This is a genomic window from Hominifimenecus sp. rT4P-3 (assembly GCF_051055405.1).
Taxonomy (GTDB): domain Bacteria; phylum Bacillota; class Clostridia; order Lachnospirales; family Lachnospiraceae; genus Pseudolachnospira.
The window spans coordinates 1,069,212-1,087,678 of record NZ_CP167068.1 but is presented as its reverse complement, the minus strand read 5'-3'; the positions used below and the strand labels follow the sequence as shown (position 1 = coordinate 1,087,678).

General features: G+C 46.8%; 14 protein-coding genes and 2 tRNA genes. 6 read left to right on the top strand and 10 right to left on the bottom strand.

The annotated features are described in order from the left end of the window. A complete protein-coding gene (gene pheA, locus ACCC71_RS05115; protein ID WP_434311344.1) occupies positions 1-1,128 on the bottom strand; it encodes a prephenate dehydratase in 1,128 nt (375 codons plus the stop codon). 141 nt (positions 1,129-1,269) lie between these two features. Between pheA and ACCC71_RS05110 the strand changes: the two genes are divergently transcribed. After that, positions 1,270-1,653 carry a putative ABC transporter permease gene (locus ACCC71_RS05110; RefSeq protein WP_434311343.1) on the top strand — a complete coding sequence of 128 codons (384 nt, stop codon included), beginning with the start codon at positions 1,270-1,272 and terminating at the stop codon, positions 1,651-1,653. Between the two features lie 177 nt (positions 1,654-1,830). Here ACCC71_RS05110 and ACCC71_RS05105 read toward each other — a convergent pair whose 3' ends face one another. Next, the gene (locus tag ACCC71_RS05105; protein WP_434311342.1) at positions 1,831-5,556 is read right to left on the bottom strand and encodes a YDG domain-containing protein; all 3,726 of its coding nucleotides are present in this window, start codon (positions 5,554-5,556) and stop codon (positions 1,831-1,833) included. A gap of 333 nt (positions 5,557-5,889) precedes the next feature. Between ACCC71_RS05105 and ACCC71_RS05100 the strand changes: the two genes are divergently transcribed. Next, positions 5,890-7,629, top strand: a complete 1,740-nt coding sequence (locus tag ACCC71_RS05100; RefSeq protein ID WP_434311341.1) for an alpha/beta fold hydrolase — start codon at positions 5,890-5,892, stop codon at positions 7,627-7,629. Positions 7,630-7,777: 148 nt separating this feature from the next. Here the strand turns inward: ACCC71_RS05100 and dctP are convergent, their stop codons facing one another. Both dctP and ACCC71_RS05090 read right to left on the bottom strand, forming a co-directional pair. Continuing rightward, entirely contained in the window at positions 7,778-8,824 is a 1,047-nt protein-coding gene (gene dctP / locus ACCC71_RS05095) for a TRAP transporter substrate-binding protein DctP (protein WP_434311340.1), read from the bottom strand. After that, positions 8,821-11,076, bottom strand: a complete 2,256-nt coding sequence (locus tag ACCC71_RS05090) for a helix-turn-helix transcriptional regulator (protein WP_434311339.1) — start codon at positions 11,074-11,076, stop codon at positions 8,821-8,823. Before ACCC71_RS05090 ends, dctP begins: the two co-directional genes overlap by 4 nt. Before the next feature lie 243 nt (positions 11,077-11,319). Here ACCC71_RS05090 and ACCC71_RS05085 point away from each other — a divergent pair. The 3 genes from ACCC71_RS05085 to ACCC71_RS05075 all read left to right on the top strand — a co-directional run bounded on the left by ACCC71_RS05085 (position 11,320) and on the right by ACCC71_RS05075 (position 12,507). After that, positions 11,320-11,392, top strand: a tRNA-Val gene (locus ACCC71_RS05085). A 10-nt stretch (positions 11,393-11,402) separates the two neighbouring features. Then, positions 11,403-11,476, top strand: a tRNA-Met gene (locus ACCC71_RS05080). A 98-nt stretch (positions 11,477-11,574) separates the two neighbouring features. Next, on the top strand, positions 11,575-12,507 hold the full coding sequence (locus ACCC71_RS05075; RefSeq protein WP_434311338.1) for a diacylglycerol/lipid kinase family protein: 933 nt from the start codon (positions 11,575-11,577) through the stop codon (positions 12,505-12,507). Here the strand turns inward: ACCC71_RS05075 and ACCC71_RS05070 are convergent. From ACCC71_RS05070 to ACCC71_RS05060, 3 genes are all read right to left on the bottom strand, one after another. After that, a complete protein-coding gene (locus ACCC71_RS05070) occupies positions 12,470-13,327 on the bottom strand; it encodes a lysostaphin resistance A-like protein (RefSeq protein WP_434311337.1) in 858 nt (285 codons plus the stop codon). The genes ACCC71_RS05075 and ACCC71_RS05070 overlap by 38 nt on opposite strands. A gap of 40 nt (positions 13,328-13,367) precedes the next feature. Continuing rightward, positions 13,368-14,000, bottom strand: coding sequence for a flavodoxin family protein (locus ACCC71_RS05065; RefSeq protein WP_434311336.1), 633 nt, complete (start codon positions 13,998-14,000; stop codon positions 13,368-13,370). A 423-nt stretch (positions 14,001-14,423) separates the two neighbouring features. After that, on the bottom strand, positions 14,424-15,116 hold the full coding sequence (locus tag ACCC71_RS05060) for a YoaK family protein (protein WP_434311335.1): 693 nt from the start codon (positions 15,114-15,116) through the stop codon (positions 14,424-14,426). A gap of 112 nt (positions 15,117-15,228) precedes the next feature. Between ACCC71_RS05060 and ACCC71_RS05055 the strand changes: the two genes are divergently transcribed. Beyond that, complete coding sequence (locus ACCC71_RS05055) at positions 15,229-16,482, top strand: peptidoglycan-binding protein (protein WP_434311810.1); 1,254 nt, start codon at positions 15,229-15,231, stop codon at positions 16,480-16,482. 59 nt (positions 16,483-16,541) lie between these two features. On the opposite strand, the gene ACCC71_RS05050 is transcribed toward ACCC71_RS05055, so the two are convergent. From ACCC71_RS05050 to ACCC71_RS05040, 3 genes are all read right to left on the bottom strand, one after another. Continuing rightward, the gene (locus ACCC71_RS05050; protein ID WP_434311334.1) at positions 16,542-17,411 is read right to left on the bottom strand and encodes a 4Fe-4S binding protein; all 870 of its coding nucleotides are present in this window, start codon (positions 17,409-17,411) and stop codon (positions 16,542-16,544) included. 2 nt (positions 17,412-17,413) lie between these two features. Beyond that, positions 17,414-17,917: a GNAT family N-acetyltransferase gene (locus ACCC71_RS05045; RefSeq protein ID WP_434311333.1), complete on the bottom strand. Its 504-nt coding sequence runs from the start codon at positions 17,915-17,917 to the stop codon at positions 17,414-17,416. A gap of 96 nt (positions 17,918-18,013) precedes the next feature. Further along, positions 18,014-18,382 (bottom strand): DUF4180 domain-containing protein, encoded by a 369-nt coding sequence (locus ACCC71_RS05040; RefSeq protein ID WP_434311332.1) that lies wholly within the window; start codon positions 18,380-18,382, stop codon positions 18,014-18,016. Positions 18,383-18,467 lie beyond the last annotated feature (85 nt).

Here is an 18,467-nt window from a genome sequence, read left to right as displayed (position 1 = left end):
CTAGCAATTTCCTAAAATCCGACATAATACCGTCTCCTCCTTCAATCCTTTTATCGCATTCTGTACACCGGAATCCTTCAAATTCCCCTCCACATCCACAAAGAAACGATACTCCCAACGTCTTCCTGGGATCGGTCTTGATTCAATCTGCGTCATATTTAACTCATTATAAGAAAAATGGGACAACAAATGATACAGCGCTCCGGTCTCATGACGGCATTCCAGACACAAGCAGAGCTTTTTCGCTGTCTCCAAATAGATTTTCTGTTTCGTTACAATCACAAAACGAGTCATATTGGATTTGTTGTGATTGATAGACGACGCCAATACCTTTAGTCCGTAGAGTTCTCCGGCTGTCCGGCTTGCTACGGCCGCGGCCGCCCGGTCTCCCAGAGCCGCCACCATCTTGGCGCTGGCGGCAGTATTGCTTTCCGGCACCTGCTGCCATTCCGGATGAGCGCCCAGATACTCCCCGCACTGCTGCAAAGCCTGGGGATGAGAATGAACCCGCCGGATGTCCGAAAGCTCTGCCTCCGGCAGGCCCAAAAGGCAATGAGAAATCGGAATTCCCATTTCCGCCACCACACAGATATCGTAATTCATCAAAAGATCATAGACGTCCGTCACCGCGCCGGCAGAAGAATTTTCAATGGGCAGAACGCCATAATCAGCGTCTCCCTCCGCCACAGCTTTCATAACCAGCCCATGATTCGGCACAGAAAATTTTTCCGCCTGAGACCCGAAAAAACGCATGGTCGCCTCATAACCATACGCGCCCTCCACACCGGCATAGGCAACCCTTTTGCCCTCAACCGGAAGTTCTTTTACCATTCGAAATCCAACCAGTTCCTCCAGCCCCTGTTCTGTCAACAGTTGATATTGGCGTTTCCGGCTGACCGCCATCATATGCGAAAGGATTTCCTTCATCTCACGGCGGTCCAAGTCGCTGGCAAAAAGTTTTTCCATCTGCTCCAGCTTTTGCCGCTCCCGCTCTGGGTCAAACACAGCCGTTCCCGTCTCTATTTTGCATTCCGCCGCATCCTGACAGAGTTTCATCCTCTGTTCAAAAAGATGGGCGATATTTTGATCGATTTTATCCACTTCGTCCCGAATTTTCCCTAAATCCACAACGTTCCTCCCTTGTTGCAAACATTCTCGTTTAGTATAGCACAGAGAAAAAAGCCTGTCTAGAATCTCGCTTGACAAATCCCTCCGTCGTAAGAAAAAAATCCCCTTATAATTAACGCTCATTCCGGGAATACTTGGCATATGAAAAGTAATTTTATCCGGTGCGGAGTCATTGGCTGGTGCTGGGAACTGGTTTATACCAGCCTGCATACCCTGACCAGCCCCAACTTCGACCATAAGCTGATGGGAAAAACTTCCCTTTTTATGTTTCCAATTTATGGGTCTGCTGCGCTTTTAAAACCAGTGGCAAAAATCGTGAAAAAAAAGCCCTTCTGGGTCCGTGGCAGCGTTTACACCTGCCTGATCTACGGAACCGAATACGTGACCGGCAAATATCTAAAAAAACATGATGTCTGTCCTTGGGATTACAGCGACGCTAAACTGAATGTAGACGGAGTGATCCGGTTGGACTATGCTCCAGGCTGGTTTCTGCTCGGACTTATCTACGAGAAGGTGCTTTCCTGATTTTCTGGCAGCTCAAACAACTACAAATACCCGATAGGCTTCTTGCACGCTCTATTCCCCTGTGCTATGATTATAAAGTAATGATAGATGACAGGAGGAAAAACTCTCACTGTGACAAGAAGAAAGCAGGCGAACATTCCTTAAAGGGAAATTCCGCCTGCTTCCTTCCGTTTTATCTTATTTTTCAATTCGCTTTCTTGTGACCAAGAATAACGATAGACCGCAAAGGGCCGTGACCGCAAGCCAAATGCCCATCCTGCTGTCGTCGCCGGTAGCCGGCGCACGGCGTTTCTCATCCACGTCGGCAATCCCATTGCCGTTGGCGTCGATCCGAGCGTCCGCGATACCATCCCCGTCCGTATCAATGTTCAATTCCGGCTTTCCATCTCCATTCGTGTCGATATTGATATCTGGCTTTCCATCCCCATTGGTATCGATGTTGATATCCGGTTTTCCATCTCCATTGGTATCGATATTGACGTCCGGTTTCCCATCTTCGTTCGTATCGATATTGACGTCCGGTTTCCCGTCCCCGTTCGTGTCGATATTCACGTCCGGTTTTCCGTCTCCATCCGTATCGATATTCACATCCGGCTTTCCATCTCCATCTGTATCGATGTTTACATCCGGTTTTTTATCTCCATCTGTATCAATATTCACATCTGGCTTTCCATCCCCGTCTGTATCAATGTTGATATCCGGCTTTCCATCTCCGTTCGTATCGATATTGACCGCCAAGATCTGGAACTTCGACTCTAACGTTCCTGCATAATTGCCAATGCCGGTAATCACAGCCTGCGCTGTCCCAGCCTCGATATTGTTCCGGAATACAACCGTATAATCCACACCCTCCGTCAGCACCGTATTTCCGTATCTTACCACAAGATCCGGTTCAATTTCACTTCCAGTATAATACTGGTTTGGTATTGTATCCACAGAAATCGTCTCGGAAGAAGCAGGGCCACTGCCACTTGGCCCGCCGATATCTTTCCGCAGGATACTGGCTTCATCCGTATATTCTGTCTCAGACTTTTGGCTGCCGTCCTCTGACTCAAAATAGTACTTATCCGCTAATGTTCCCAAAAGTTCCACACGAGCAGACAGATCCGGATACTTTCCTACATCCGGTCTGGGGAAAGAAGCTGTCACACGCAAAAATTCCTTCAAACTTTCCGCATCGCCCTCGATCAAGCCATCCAGCTCGATCGAAGACGAGTCAACTTTCGCACTGGTATTTCCATCGTAAGCCTTATCCGGAATATCCAAAGAAACCAGTGTCAGTTTCTTCTTTCCTGCCTGGATCACAATCTCCTGAACGCCATCCAGAAAAGCGCCGTTTCCTGGACGGGTAGCAGTGATCGTTACTTCGCCCGAACCGATGATATGCACGGTTCCATCCTCATCCACAGTCGCAATATCTGGATTGCTACTCACATAAGTAGGTTTTTCCGTGGTATCGCCGCCTGTCAACTCTAATGTAAACGTATCACCGTATACTTTTTCCAGTTCACTTCCATCCGGCGGCACCACGCCGCCATCCGTACTATCTGTTACCTGGATTGGCGTTCCGCCGATATCCTCCTGCCCCTGATCCACCGGTGAGATCTCAATGGAAGCCGGTTCCGCTTTGCTTTTCGTATAATTCCCCTTGGTCGCCGGGATATATTCCGCCCGTATGCTCTGGGTTCCTTCCACCGCAAAACGTCCGCCGTCCGCCGTAGGAGTCCAAACGATAGATGCCTCGCTCTGTTCATGGTTCGTTTCGTTTTTATCTGTCAAAGCTTCCAACGCTGCCGGATCACCAAAAGGCTTATCATTGATATAAAATTGAACGGTGCCGACCGGCGCTTTACAGGTAGCCGCTTCCTTCGGCGCGGGAGCTACACGAGCTGTCAACGTAATCGGCTTATTCGCCGCAGTTCCGCTGTCTCTGGCGCCTGTTCGTTCCGCTGTCACAGACGTCACGCTGTCTGCCGGAGTAATCTCCGCATATTTATAGTAACAGCGATGCCCCCAAAAGCTATTAGCAAAGCTGGCGTCCGCCGAATACTCGGAGGAACTGATCGTAAGCTGAAATTTTCCCACATTGGCGCTGATGCCATCGTACATCTCTTCTGTTTCATCCGGCTCCAAATTCTCGTTTAGCCGCTGAGACTGAATCGTCATTTTGTCGGTAGCCACCAGCTTTCCATCCGCCGGTATAGAAACAGCGATCCCATCTCCAACTAAAGCCTGCAAAAATCCCGCCTGTTGGCTTCCATCGAAGCTTAAGCCGTCATACCGCTTAATCAGTCGATCTTCTTCCGGAATTTTAGAGGTATCCACCGTAAACATTACATACTGTTTCAGTACTGCTCCCTGAGTAGCGTTTGTGATAAAGAACGGATCCAGATCTACTTTTTCTTCCCCTTTTTTTATTTCCAGCTCTACACGCACTTCCGGCGCTGTGTCGCTCTGGGGCAGCCAGAAATACAAAGCGCCTTGCTCATCGGTGTAAGAGGGCATTCCATAATCCGTCTGGACTCCATTAATCGTCATCTTAATATTATCTACGAGAGTGTTGGGTACGTTGTATCCCGCTAGATCAATCTTGGTCATAAATACTTTCGTATTTTTTTCCAGATCTCCCCAGGCAGAACCATCGTTGGAGCTGCTCTGGAATTTTCCATTTCCAGACAGTCTTACGGAACCACCCGTAACAATCACGTCCCCTTCTTTTCCACCGATATCATAAAAACCAGCTACGGAAGACGGCAGCAAAGTCCCGCCCGTAATCGTAATCGTCTTTCCCGTATTCCGTCCACCGCAGGCCTGTCCAAAAGCATTGCTGTGATCACAGCCCGCCGCTTTCAAAAAACCTCCGTTGATATTGATATCTCCGGCCACCGTACTGGATGGAGTCCGGCATAAAACCGCGTCTGGGAAAGTATAGGTAACAATACTGGTGGACATTCCGCCTGTATAGGTACACCCGCCTCCAATCGCCGCACCATGGAAGGACCCCACTGCATCTATCGTGCCACCGTTAAAGGTCGTCACCGTACCGCCGCCTGCATGGCCGCCTCCGATGCCGGCGCCTGCTCCGCCGCCTTCACTGTCTGACGGCCCAAAAGCACGAACCGTAATGATGCCGCCATTAAAGGTCATATTTCCGCTGTTTTCCAGAGGTCCCCCTCCGATCGCCGCCGACCGATAGCCGCCGGTTACATGCAGGCTTCCAGGATTCTCACTGTCCAAAATGGTCAGTCGGTCTCCTTCATGCACTTCTGTCCCGTCAGCCAAAGTCGCATCCCGAGATACTCTCCCATTTTCAGGCGTGATAAAATTTCCGTTCACGTCCTCATTTCTACGTCCGTCGTCAATCGTTAAGGCCGCATTCTCTCCACAGCGGATACCCGGCGCCTGGATACTGCTATTTGTTCCCGCTGATTCCAATGTGTTATTGCTGCCGTCCGCCAGAGTCAAATGCAGAGAAGCTCCATTCGTAACATTTACCGGCAGATAGGTGCTGATGGATACATTATCAAAAGTGAGATCTGCCGAAACGCCGCTTTCAATATAAATCCCCGCCGTCGCAGTCCCGTTGGTAGATATGGTTAAAGGAACAGACGTCTTGATCACCAGGGAGTCCTGAGACCAATCGCTCGTGCCGGACTTCGGCGGAGTGTATACCGCCGGATTTCCGTTGTAGATACTCTCTATCGGGTAACTGCCTTCCGAATTTCCATATCCCTGATTGGAATAAGACACCGGCTTATATTCATAATCCACGCCGTATGTGCCGCCGGATACAAGAAAAGCTCCGGTGTTCCCTTCCTCGGCAAATACCTGCAGTCCATTCACGAACAATAGACAACCCAGGCAGATCACCCATACAAGACCCTTTTGACAAAATCTCTTCATCTCGTCACCTCAATCTATTGTCTTTTTGTCGGCTTTTGACAGCCACATTATCCCAAATTAACTTTATCATATATCATCTTTTTCATTTCTGCAATCATTTTTCGACACAGTTCTAGAATTTATCATGTTTCTAAAAAAAGAAATTATTTCAGGCCGGCAGGTCATAATGGATTCTCTGCAAATTGTCTTTTCTTTTATTGATATACCATTCTTTTACTGCACTAAAAAGATAGGATATCATCGCAATTATTTTTTATATTCATTTCTTTTTGTATGTGTTATGTTGCAAATAGCTGTAACACAAAACATGCAGCAAAAAGAAAGGAGAAAACGATGAAACCGAAAAAAATGAAAATGCTTGCGATTGTTGGCGCTGTCCTATTTCTGTTTGGTTCAATCTTGTCCCATCTGATCGATACCAATTTTGGAAACACAGAAGTGACAGAACTAAACATCACCAACGCTGCCGGGGAACAGTTGGCCTTTACCCTCTATAAGCCGGACTCTGCGACAGCAGAAAATCAAGCTCCAGCCATTGTACTTTGTCACGGTGGCAATGGGAATCGGGAAGCCATGAGTCCCTTCGCAGTGGAATTATCCCGCCGCGGCTATGTGGTTCTCAATTTAGACCAGTACAAAAACGGAGATTCTTCCAATTCTACCGATCCCAATAAGGGAATTGATCGTCTATTCGAGTATCTCTATACTCTCGACTTTGTAGATGTGGAAAATCTAGGCGGCGCTGGACATTCTGCCGGAGGGGCGGTTCTAACCGTTGCAGCCGCGAATGACAATCCCTATAACATCAAGAGCATTGTCTGCAACGGCGTAGCAGTCGGCGGCGATGCCGTTACTGACAGCAATATTAATATTCTTTATATTTTAGGACGCTGGGATGAAAATGCCGGCCCCTCCAACTGGGGTGTACCCGGTCCCAAATATGCAACAACTGTCCCGAAAGTTTTACAAGCTTTCGGTATGGCGGAAGACGACGAGGTAGTTCCCGGACAACTGTACGGCAGCATAGAGGACCGCTCTGGCCGTATGCTTCTCACACCGAATTGTTTCCACGCGTTTATGCGTTACAGTTCGACTGCTATCGGCATGGACATTGACTGGTTTGCTGATACCCTGCAAGGTGGAGACACATCCATTCCTTCTTCCAATCAGATTTGGCAGTTCAAAGAATTTGGTTACTGGCTGATTATGGCAGGGATCATTTGCCTCGTCTTTGTTATGGTACAATTGCTTCTCTCCCTAAAATTCTTTAAAGAGGCGATTGTTCCTGAAAATGATATGCAGATTGCCAAAAATAAGAAATTCTGGATTATTACCATCGCTACATGCCTCGTATCTATGATTTCCGTCCAAGCGTTGTACGCAGCCGGTAAAAACGTCATGTCCAAAATCCCTGGATTTCAACTTGAGCATACCAACGGAACGATCTTCTGGCAGTTGGTAATTATCTTTGCTGTCATTGCTTTAAACTTCCTGTTAAAAAAACTCCAGACCAAATATGCCTGGGAGGAAGATCTAAAGATTATAAAAATCGGTTGGAAACGTGTACTCAAGCTATTCTTGGCCGGTTTAATCGTTATGGTTGCCGCTGTTGTCCTTTGCTACGCAACCCGCTTCTTCGTCGGAGGCCACGTAAAGTTTGTTCAGTGTGAAATCACCGCGCTGTCGCCGCTGCGCTGGGGACAATTCGCACGTTATTTCCCATTGTTCCTCATTTTGCAGTTGATCGGAACCTATGTACACGTCAATGGACTACGATTTATTGGCTGCAACACCAAGCATTTTCTGATCCTGACGATGCTGGTGAACGCATTATCTATGACCCTGTTATGCCTGGCTTTCTATGGCTCTACGATCTTTATGGACGTCTCTATCCTACATACCTCCCGATTTGTAATCGGAAGCTGCTTAATCAATATGCTGCCGTTTACCTTTGTACAATCCGGTATTGAGGTTTTCTGCTTTAAAAAGACCGGCTCTATCTATTTAGCTGCTTTTATCAATGCCGTATTATTCACCTGGATGGCTGCCGGAAGTGTTATGCTGGCTGCCTAAAGATGGACGCATAGGATACTTCAATCCCCCACTATGAGGCGTGTATGCTCTTACTAATGGAAGATATCGATAAAAAATGAAAAATGCGGGCCACCCCAAGAAAACCGGGGAACGACCCGCATTTTGCTATAAAAAGAAATCTTTTCTTTCATTTCTGCTGCTTTTTCAAAATCGTTAGTGCACGCGTAAGAAGATCGCTCCCCAAGCGTTCTTCCATCAACGCATAAGCGGAATCATAAACAAGGGCCGTCATCTTCTCTATTTCCTTTTCCGGAAGTTCACAAAAAACAGCGCCTGCTGCTTCCATAGCCGCCAAATGCTCTTCCAGCCACTCTTCTCGATAATCGCTTGCCCAATCAACGGTTTCGCGAACCGCCCATTCCAATGAGTCCTTCTGTTCTTGAGATAGACTTTGATAAAATTTTTCACTGACGTAAAACGGTTCCAGATAAATTTGCTGTTTAATCGATGTTACATATGGATGAGCTTCATACCGCTGATAGTAAAGATAATGAAAAATCGTATTATCCGCCCATGCATCCACCAATTGGTGATGAAATGCAGCGTCCGCACTGTCCAACGCTACCTTCTTTATATTACAGCCAAGCGGCTCCCAGATTGCCATGGAATAGACGGAAGTGGTTCCTCGCATACTGAGCCCTCGAAAGTCAGCGACGCGTTCCAAGGGGTAAGTGCTGGTAATCACCCGTTCACTGGCTGGTAGGATGCCCAGAATCCTGGTTTTATAGAGCGCACATTCCTCTTGTAACAGATTCCTCCACTCCGGGTCTTCCATGCAGTTCGCCGTCATTTCTTCTGAAAGTCCAGAAAGCGACGTAAGCCCCATAAGATGGATCAGTTTACTGGGGCCAGGGCCCAGGCGAATTTGAATCCGCCCGTCATAAAGCATCTTATCCGATAGTTCCATACTGCCAATCTCATTATCGGGATAAATGTCTACATGTAAATCTGCGTCTGCTGCTTCCAGGATCTGCCGAAAGTGAAGGGCGCATTCATAGGTAAAGGTTCCTTCCTTTTCTGCCATAGTCAAAAGGATTACTGTTCCGCTTTCTGCAGATTTTTCATCCGCCTGACAAAACAGCATTTCTGTCTCTGTTATTTCTGAAGTACAACCGGACACTCCCAAAAGTAACAGCACGCACATACTCCAGATAAACAACCTTTGTCCTGTCAAAATTTATCCTCCTTCACTTGTACATTTTTGATCTGGCTGCGAAACTGTCCAGGCGTCATACCGCTGTACTTTTTAAATACACGATTAAAATTTTGAGAAGAACTGAAACCTGTCTTGAATCCTACTTCCGAAGCAGTATAAGTGCTTTGAGCCAACAGCCGCCTTGCCTGCTCCACACGATAGCCGTTGAGATAGTCGATAAAACCTTCCGTCGAGTAATTTCGAAACAGAGTGGATAAGTAGGAAGCGCTAATCCCTAAATAGGAACTAACTTGCTCCAAAGACAATGCGCTATTCCAGTATTCTTGTTCAATATAACGTTTTGCCGCCTGAATATGGCGATACTGCTCTTTTTGCGAAAGCGTTTTCAGCAGGTCAAGTGCCGCCTCTCCCAGCGGTTCCAAAAGCGCCTCCTGCTCCTGCGTGCAAACACATTGATCAAATCGGGCCTTAATTTGAAAGAAAAGTTCATCGCCTTTTGCCTGCAGACGAAGCATACGTTCCGCTATCGGATCCGTAACCGCACGATAAAACCGTGCAGCATCTTCCCCACTGGCAGTATCCGCAATCTCCCTCAACAGTTTCAGCAATTCATCTGCCGTCGGCATATGATCGGAGTCCAAGGAATCCAACAGTTCCTCCGACCGACCTCTATAATAAAAGACCGATGAGGAATTATCCTCTAACACCTCCTGTGTTTGACCACGGTAATATTTGTCCTGCTCCACAATTCCTTTTGCCTGACGATAAGAATCAGGCAAATCCTTTAATTCCTGACATATAGGGCCGGCGGCTGCATATGCCTGATAAGCTTTATGGGTAACAAGGATATTGAGCTGTACCAAAAAGGCATTACTAAGCCGTCCCCATTCGCTGACAGAGCAGTCGTTCTGCAAATAAAGCGCCAATGCCAACTCACACTTTCCTGTCTCCAAAATCCTTACATTGTCTTTTTTCCAATACGTATTTGCAAGTCCGCTGAGTTCTATGCGGGCGCTCCCTTCCGCTAAGATAGCGCTCGAATCATTTTCTAAAGCTTTCCATTGAAGCACGAAGACGGCATATTGCCCGAATCCTAAAAATTTACTTTTCATTAATGTAAGCGATGCCTGAATCATTGGAACATCTGCGTTGATATCCGTAAGCAACGTAACTAGCAATTGACTTTCTGCCTGAGGCGTTACACGTTCCAGCAATTCACTGTACTTACGCTGCTGGTCTTCCATTACCTGAATTCCTTTACCAATCAAAGAAATTTCATTGTCCGGAAGCCTCTTTTCTTTTTGATCATCCTCTGGCTGCGGACTATGATATACGGATTTTGCAATGGAAGTAATGGGCATACAAATTTGACGTAAGATCAAGATAAAACCAATCAGTACAATCCCGATTAGACAAAGGAAATAGGGATAAAGCGTCTGCAGCCCCTTTAAAAAAGGCGGCATCAAATCATCCACAGCAATCAAACTTACTAGTATCCAATTATCATCCTGTACATCCGTGGTGATAACATACAAGGAGGGATCCTGATCCCAACGATAAATTCTGGAATCATCCGAAGAAGTAATCTTTGTCAATCGATAGTTCTCTGTCTCTGGATAATCCATAAGTTTTTCAAGCAACGGAACTCCCGTCTCCGTATATAAAAACGTCCGGAGAGACAGACTGTTGTCAGAAAAAATATCATCCTGCATTTTCTGTAAATCCGGATAAAGCTGTAGGGATGCCAGCGGATAAGAACCAGGAAAATCATACCGAAGATAACTTCTTGCATTCTCGTCCACCAAAAAACCTTCTTCTGGATAAGAAGACCAATCCCAAACCGCACGATCTATATTCCATCCACTGCTGCCGTTGCGAACTTCAATCACCATATCATTTCCGCGAATACGCAGATGAGCCTCTTCAAAATAACCGCTCACTGCCAATACATTGGAAAGCTCCACGGCTACCGTCATCAGTTCCTCATTGGTATAGCTGCCGCCCATGCCGATTAGCTGCTGTGTATTGGAGCTATTAAAAAAGGCATCCAAGCGCAACTTTTCTATCGTCAGAGAGTCGGAAAGGTTTTTCCGGGAATTTTCCAGAGCTAACTCGGAGATTGAAAGCTGATTTTGACTGTAGTTTTTATAATAAAATTGATAGGAGAATATCCAAAGGCAGGCAAACAGAAGCAACAATAAAAGTGCAAAAATCAGAAAAACCTGATGACGAAGACGCTTTAATTTAAAGTATGATAAAAATTTTACCATTTGCTTCTCCTCTCAATATACTTTCAATTGACAAGAGCATACACGTCTCATAGCGGGATAACTTTATCATGCTCCACATACCATGCACGTCCTTATCCGTTGATAATAGTATAACATATGTAAAAAAAATTGTGTCCCTTCTGAAGAAAATTTTGTAAAAAAAGTTCGAGGAAATGCTTGACAATTTTCCGGGAAACAAGTATACTAACTAAGCGGTCAGTAACCAAGATAGGCCGTACACATGGGGTCTTAGCTCAGCTGGGAGAGCATCTGCCTTACAAGCAGAGGGTCATAGGTTCGAGCCCTATAGGCCCCAGACCTAATATGGCGGAGTAGCTCAGTTGGCGAGAGCACACGGTTCATACCCGTGGTGTCAGGGGTTCAAATCCCTTCTCCGCTACGCCTTATATCATAAGCCGAAACAGAGGAATCTCTTTTGTTTCGGTTTATTTGTATTTGTGGGATATGAATGACCATAAAAACAAAGGAGGAATCGCCATGCTGCGTTTCATCATCAATCCCCATTCCCGCTCCGGAAAGGGAAAAAAGATTTGGGAAAATCTAAAATCATTACTTCCCCAGGATTTGATCTATCAGCAGTTTTTTACCGAGTATCCTGGTCACGGAAGCAAATTGGCCGCCCAATTGACAAAAGAAAAAGAAGAACCGGCTCCTATCGTAACCATCATGGGCGGAGACGGCAGTCTTAATGAAGCGCTGAACGGATTCCATATGGAAAACGCGCCGGTACTTGGCTACCTTCCCACTGGTTCTGGAAATGACTTTGCGCGGGGTATGAAGCTTCCCGCTGATCCTGCGCAAGCCTTGGCGCATATTTTAAATCCCAAGTACTTCTATCAGCTAGACTATGGCGCTGTCTGCTATGGGGACAAGGCACGTCCCGCCTCCCGCCGGTTTCTTGTCAGCTGCGGAATGGGATACGACGCAGCCGTCTGTCATCAGATGAATCAAACAAAAATAAAAAAACTGCTCAATGCCGTTCATATGGGAAAGATTTCTTACCTGATCATTGGCATTCAGCAGATCATCCATTGCCGCTTTACGGATGGTACGTTAAAAGTGGACAAGCAAGCGTCCATTCCCCTCAAAAACATAGCATTTATCTCCTGCCATAACCTCCCGTATGAAGGAGGCGGTTTTCCATTTGCCCCTGGCGCCAAAGTCGACGACGGATATCTGGATTTGTGTATTGTAACGGCAAAATCCAGACTCCGTTTCACCGCGGTCTTATTTACCGCAATGCTTGGCGGACGCCATACCCGGCTGAATGGAGTCAAACTGATCCGCTGCCGGGAAGCATCCCTTCGGCTAAACGCTCCTCTGCCCCTTCACACAGACGGCGAGGTCCTTGGTTTTTACTATGGAATGGAGATCACCTGTCATCCGAGGGAGCTTCCGACGGTCTGGTAATCTCCTTCACCCAAATCCGGTTTTGAATCACATAAAGCACACCCAAAACAACTACGCCCATTCCCATCGTGATCCCCCAGTATAGCGGTTCGGAATCGGCCATAAAATCCAGATACCCAAGCTCCGAGGCGGTAACTGATACAAGATTCGCCGCGACATGGAACAAAATCGGCGCGGCTATAGAGCGGTACTTGGCATAGACATAGCCCAGCATCAATCCCAATGGCAGAGTATAAAGACCTTGCAAAAAATTCCCATGGATGACCGCAAAAACAAAGGCGGAAAGCAGGACCGCATTTCGTTTGCCCCAATATTCTTCCATCCGCGTCATGGTCAGTCCACGAAATACCAATTCTTCTGTCACCGGCACGAGAAAACCGACTCCTAGGATTTCAACGATTAGATGTCCTTGGTAAAAGGTACTGCTCAATTCATCTGCCGTCTGCTGATAAACGCCCATTAGCCCGCTGAGGTTCATCAGGTTATTGAGCAAAATGCAGGCGGATATGCCAAAAATCACCACAGGGATATAGTCTATCGGCTTTACTTTTTCAAACTGACGCTGTCCGCCTTTTAAAATCGCTCGTTTTTGATCCATACGGCGGAACCAGAGCATCAAAGGCAAAGTCGCCAATGCACTGGCGATATTCATTTCGTATAGATATTCGGAAAGGAGCAGCGTTGACTTTTCAACCAGCCGTTCCATGCTTAACATTCCGTATTGGTTAATCACATAGGCCAGAGCGCCTGCGCTAAAAAGCAGGGAAACCAGCATCGTCACTCCCCAATACGCCAGGGCGGGGTACAAAACCCTCCACATCTTTCGTCCTTCTGTTTCCATTCTAATACAATCTCTCTTCCTAATTCTTATCCGGTTTATAAAAGTTTGTTTTTACCCGTTTCTCTTTCTCCGGCAAAGGCACCCCCGCTGCTTTTCCTGCTGCAATGGAATTCAACAGCCAAACCATATTATCGGCGGCCATTCGAAGCGTCTGCATCCCTTCCAAGTCTGCTTTCACTTCCTCCGGCGTATCCCCGTGAACACTGTTCCAATATTGAGAGGATACCACTGGCATAGAAGAAATGGTAAAGTATTTATTAATCTGATCAAAAGCGGCCCCTGCGCCTCCCCTGCGGCAGCTAACCACAGCCGCAGCGGGCTTATAGGAAAATAAACGCTTCGCGTCATAAAACACGCGATCTAACAGACACTTTAAGCTTCCGGTAATACCCGAAAAATAAACCGGCGAGCCAATCACAAGGCCATCGGCCTCGATAATTTTGTCAATGCACTCATTTACTTTATCGTCAAACACACAATGACCTTTGCCCCAACAGCTCTTACAATCGATACAGCCGCGAATCGCGTCTTTTCCAATCTGGAAAATCTCCGTCTCCACCTTGTATTTCTCAAGCTGTCCAGCAAACTCCGCAAGGGCCGTATAAACGCACCCATCGGTATGGGGACTGCCGTTGATCAATAATACTTTCATATCCGCCCCTCCTTCATTCTATAAAGATCCAAATTCCTACACTCCGACCCCAGGACTCCTCCCACCTTCGGTGGGCCCCTCCCCGATTCCCATCTTATTCGCAGTGCAAACTCGAAAATCCTTCGGTTTTTCGAGTTCACGGGCTTCGCCCTATCACTTCCTAACCCGTCAAGTTCGTCCACAAGCCGACCCCAGGACTCCTCCCACCTTCGGTGGGCCCCTCCTAGAGCTCCTCTTATTCGCAGTGCAAACGCGAAAATCCTTTGGCTTTTCGCGTTCACGGGCTTCGCCCTATCACTTCGTAAGATGACAAATTCGTCTGCAAGCAGCCGATTTGTCATCTTACTTCGTGGCACTGCTCATTGCCTTCGCGTATATTATACCATGGCCGATCTTTTGAAAGCAACTGTTTCTCCTGATTTCTCACGACCTCTTCCTGCATCCTTTTTCAGGCTTATCCTGGAGAAACATCAAGAAAAATCCCGCCAGCAAAAGTCCGCAGCAAAGAAGCACGGACCGTTCCTTCATCCAGTCTGTAAAAAGTACTCCTAGCATAGCTCCCAGCAGGAAAAAAATGTCTATCAAGAAATACCTTGTTCCCTTTTTACGTAAAGAGGCGTCCTTTGTGCGGAAATATTGGCAAATCAGGTCCACCCCGCTTCTCAAATTTCCCGTACACATCGTAGTGGCGCAAATAATACCGTTGATTTTCCGAAAACTTTGCACCTGCATGGCACAGACAAAAGAAACCGTAACATTTGCTTCCATATTCATCGACTGGGGAAAAAACGCCACTAGAATCAAAAGAAAGATTTCTACCGCTATACAAATTTGCCTCCAGTGCAAAATCTTACTTCTTTGAAATTGTTCACGAATAAATTCTACAATAAAGGTCCCGGCCAGGAAAGCCAAAATCGGAATCAGATAAGCCAGCGCCCCCATCCAATTCTTTTCCGCCAGCCGCACTCCTAAAAGAACGATATTTCCTGTCTGCGCATTGGCAAACACTCCACCGCGAACCGTATAGGTATAGGCGTCCATAAATCCGCCGGAAAGAGCTAAAAGGATTCCTATCTGACGGGATTCTGACATCTGACGAAAAGAAACATCTCTCATTTATTTTCCTCCTTCCTGCGGTCTTTTACATACTGCGACTCATATCCAGATTTCTACGTCATAGAATAAAATAATCATGATATCTATTAAGGAAGTTCTCATGGCTTATCCTATCCTAACCAGTCAGGAACTGCCGGATTCCGGCTATTATCAGGTAAATGTTGTCTCTGATTTCACTGGCCTACCGATCTCCGGCGCCCAAGTGGAAATCCAGCCCACACAACAGACAGACGCCGCCACTGTGATGGAATCTCTCAGCACAGATACCTCTGGCCAAACAGAAACCATTTCTCTTCCCGCTCCTCCATTGGAACTGAGCATGGAGCCCGGTGATATCCAGCCTTTTGCAGAATACAGCCTGCGAATCCGTGCGGAAGGTTACCAAACGCTAACCATTCAAGGATCGGAAGTATTTTCCGGAGAAAAATCTCTCCAGACAGCAATTTTACGTCCTCTGGATGCCGTAAACGCTCCATCTCAGATCGATATTCCACCCAACACGCTGTTTGGCGACTTTCCTCCAAAAATTGCAGAAGAAGAAATCAAACCCACAAATGAAACCGGAGAAATCGTTTTAAGCCGGGTAGTAGTTCCAGAGACGGTTGTTGTTCACGATGGAGTTCCCTCCAACAGCGCAGCCCAGAATTATTTCGTTCCCTATAAAGACTATATTAAAAATGTAGCCAGCTGTGAAATCTATTCTACCTGGCCCAAAAATACCATCACAGCCAACATTCTGGCAATTATGTCCTTTACCCTAAACCGGGTTTATACAGAATGGTATCGGAATAAGGGATATGATTTTACGATCACAACCTCCACTGCCTATGATCAAAAATACGTTTACGGAAGGCCAATCTTCGACAGCATTTCCGAAGTCGTAGATGAAATCTTTACCGCTTATCTGTCCCGGCCCGATGTGAAACAACCAATCTTTACGCAGTATTGCGATGGAAAACGGGTTACTTGCCCGAATTGGCTCAGCCAGTGGGGTTCCAAAGCTCTTGGCGACCAGGGCTATACCGCAATAGAAATTCTACGGAATTACTATGGAAGTTCTATCTACATCAATACTGCGGAAGAAATCGCTGGCATCCCTTACTCCTGGCCTGGTACGAATCTGGACATCGGTTCCTCCGGCCAAAAAGTCTATCAGCTTCAGGAACAGCTCAACACCATTGGCACCGCCTACCCAGCGATTCCCAGTCTTGTTGTCGATGGAATTTATGGAGAAGCAACAAAAAATGCAGTGAGGACCTTCCAGTCTGTGTTCGGATTGCCTGCTACCGGCATTACCGACTATGCTACCTGGTTTAAAATTTCGGAAATCTTCGTCGGGGTTAGCAAGATTGCCGAGCGTGCATAAGCTTCTATCTTATTCAGAAAGCGAGAGGAACGGCCAAATCCGCCTCCTCTCGCTTCTTTTTATTTCGGAATCTGCTTTTCACAAGGAACGCCTACCTGACATTTTCCACATCCAAAACGAACCCGCATTTTTTCCGGACGGTAATCGTCTTGCTCCTCCAATGGCCTCGTATCGCCGCCAGCAGCAGATAAATCCTTTAAAGGCTGCAAAAACTCTCCACACACTACGTTACTTTTACAAACATGAAGGTCCGAGCCCGGAGTGATCGCTCCCGCGGGGCAGCGCTTGGCACATGCGCCGCAGCGGCTGCAATACTCATATAGATCTCGATAAGGGCGCGGAGTAACGGGAAGCAGCGCGGAGGTAATCACCGTTCCCACCCGGCCGGCAATCCCTTTTTCTGTGATCAGTCCTTTGGACATGCCAAAGGTTCCCAATCCAGCGATAAAAGCCGCATGGCGTTCCGACCAGTTACTGCTGACCGGCTCCTGCACCTGATATCTCGGATCATCGCCTGGAATCATGGCGTCATAGCTCCGCTCGTTTAACCAGCGGACCAAATAGCGCCGGAAAGCAGTATTCATCAATTCACCTTCAATCCGCCCGTGCTGCCACTCCGTGGAGGGATGGCAGGGGTGGCTCCGGTTGCTGCGCCGTACCGGTTCAGAAAAAGGCAAAAAATAGGCGAGAACCGTCTGCGCCGACGCCAGCCATTCCACAGGAGTCAAAAAATGAGGGCCGATGGCAGTCGCCTGCTTTAGGCCCTCAAATAAAGGATCTCCGGCATCCGCCACTGCAAATATCGGCTCTTCATAGATCACCATTCCTGCCAGTTCTCTTCGAAGCGCATAAGCAGAATCCACTCGATTTTCTTCTGCATGCCGAAAAAATTCTCCGGCATCCATTCGCAGTTCTCCTAACAAATCCATCGTCACTTTTCTCCATCCTCTGTCGGTACACCAGCTAGTTGTAACAAGGCATCCCCATCCAGACGGTAGCTGCTCCACTGACGCATCGCTTTGGCTCCAAAGGATTTATAAAATCGAATGGTCGGCGCATTCCAATCCTGGCAGCCCCATTCCAGACGACCACATCCATTTTCTACCACTCGCTTGGCCAGATATTGAAGCATCGCTGTTCCAATTCCTTGTCTCCGGTATTGGGGACTTACGTACAAATCTTCTAGGAAGATACCGCTTTTTCCAAGGAAAGTCGAAAATGTACACCAATATACCATCCATCCAACCGGCTTGCCATCTAATTCCGCAATTTTTGCGCGGGCAAACTTCTTTTTAAAAATCCATTCCCGATAAGACTCTTCGGTGGCGACCATCTCTTCGCTCATTCCCTCGTACTCTGCCAGTTCCTTAGCAAATTGAAACATGACCGGCACGTCTTTTTCTTCTGCATCGCGCATGACTAAATTTTCTAACATCATGGTCCCCCTTTCTAATTCCTATATCTCAAGTCATATTATAACACGCTTTATTTCATTTGGGAAGAAATCAAAAAACTTTTGATTCTAATTTTCTTATCCCATTTCCCTTAGTTTTTGTATCGCCTCTTCCTTCGTTGCGACAAAAAAGAAATCATGGCCATGATTGGATTCATAGATAAAATCTTTCAAAGGTTTGCTGGTATACTTTGAGTAATCGCCATAAATAGCTGTTTTCACATGGTAATTCATAAACTTTTGAAGTATTTCGCCTGCTATACCCGTGCTTAAAATGAAAAACTCTTCGCATACTGCAGTTTTACTTATTACAATTTTGCTTGCGCCCGTTTCATACCGAACGGACATTGCCAAATCTAAGGCGGATTGTACATCTACAATTATCTTCTCATCACTGGAAACAACAGCGATATCGCTTCCATCTACTTTCAAATACTCCATATTCATTCTCACTTCCTACAAAAGCGGCTGCCACCCATAAAGTGGCCGCCGCCTTTTCTAACTTAACTGTATATATCTCTCATGGAAGGAA

Excerpts from the sequence above, each read along its gene's own strand:
- ACCC71_RS05110 (WP_434311343.1), top strand. The coding sequence starts at position 1,270 with ATGAAAAGTAATTTTATCCGGTGCGGAGTCATTGGCTGGTGCTGGGAA.
- ACCC71_RS05105 (WP_434311342.1), bottom strand. The coding sequence starts at position 5,556 with ATGAAGAGATTTTGTCAAAAGGGTCTTGTATGGGTGATCTGCCTGGGT.
- ACCC71_RS05100 (WP_434311341.1), top strand. The coding sequence starts at position 5,890 with ATGAAACCGAAAAAAATGAAAATGCTTGCGATTGTTGGCGCTGTCCTA.
- ACCC71_RS05090 (WP_434311339.1), bottom strand. The coding sequence starts at position 11,076 with ATGGTAAAATTTTTATCATACTTTAAATTAAAGCGTCTTCGTCATCAG.
- ACCC71_RS05075 (WP_434311338.1), top strand. The coding sequence starts at position 11,575 with ATGCTGCGTTTCATCATCAATCCCCATTCCCGCTCCGGAAAGGGAAAA.
- ACCC71_RS05070 (WP_434311337.1), bottom strand. The coding sequence starts at position 13,327 with ATGTGGAGGGTTTTGTACCCCGCCCTGGCGTATTGGGGAGTGACGATG.
- ACCC71_RS05065 (WP_434311336.1), bottom strand. The coding sequence starts at position 14,000 with ATGAAAGTATTATTGATCAACGGCAGTCCCCATACCGATGGGTGCGTT.
- ACCC71_RS05060 (WP_434311335.1), bottom strand. The coding sequence starts at position 15,116 with ATGAGAGATGTTTCTTTTCGTCAGATGTCAGAATCCCGTCAGATAGGA.
- ACCC71_RS05050 (WP_434311334.1), bottom strand. The coding sequence starts at position 17,411 with ATGGATTTGTTAGGAGAACTGCGAATGGATGCCGGAGAATTTTTTCGG.
- ACCC71_RS05045 (WP_434311333.1), bottom strand. The coding sequence starts at position 17,917 with ATGTTAGAAAATTTAGTCATGCGCGATGCAGAAGAAAAAGACGTGCCG.
- ACCC71_RS05040 (WP_434311332.1), bottom strand. The coding sequence starts at position 18,382 with ATGAATATGGAGTATTTGAAAGTAGATGGAAGCGATATCGCTGTTGTT.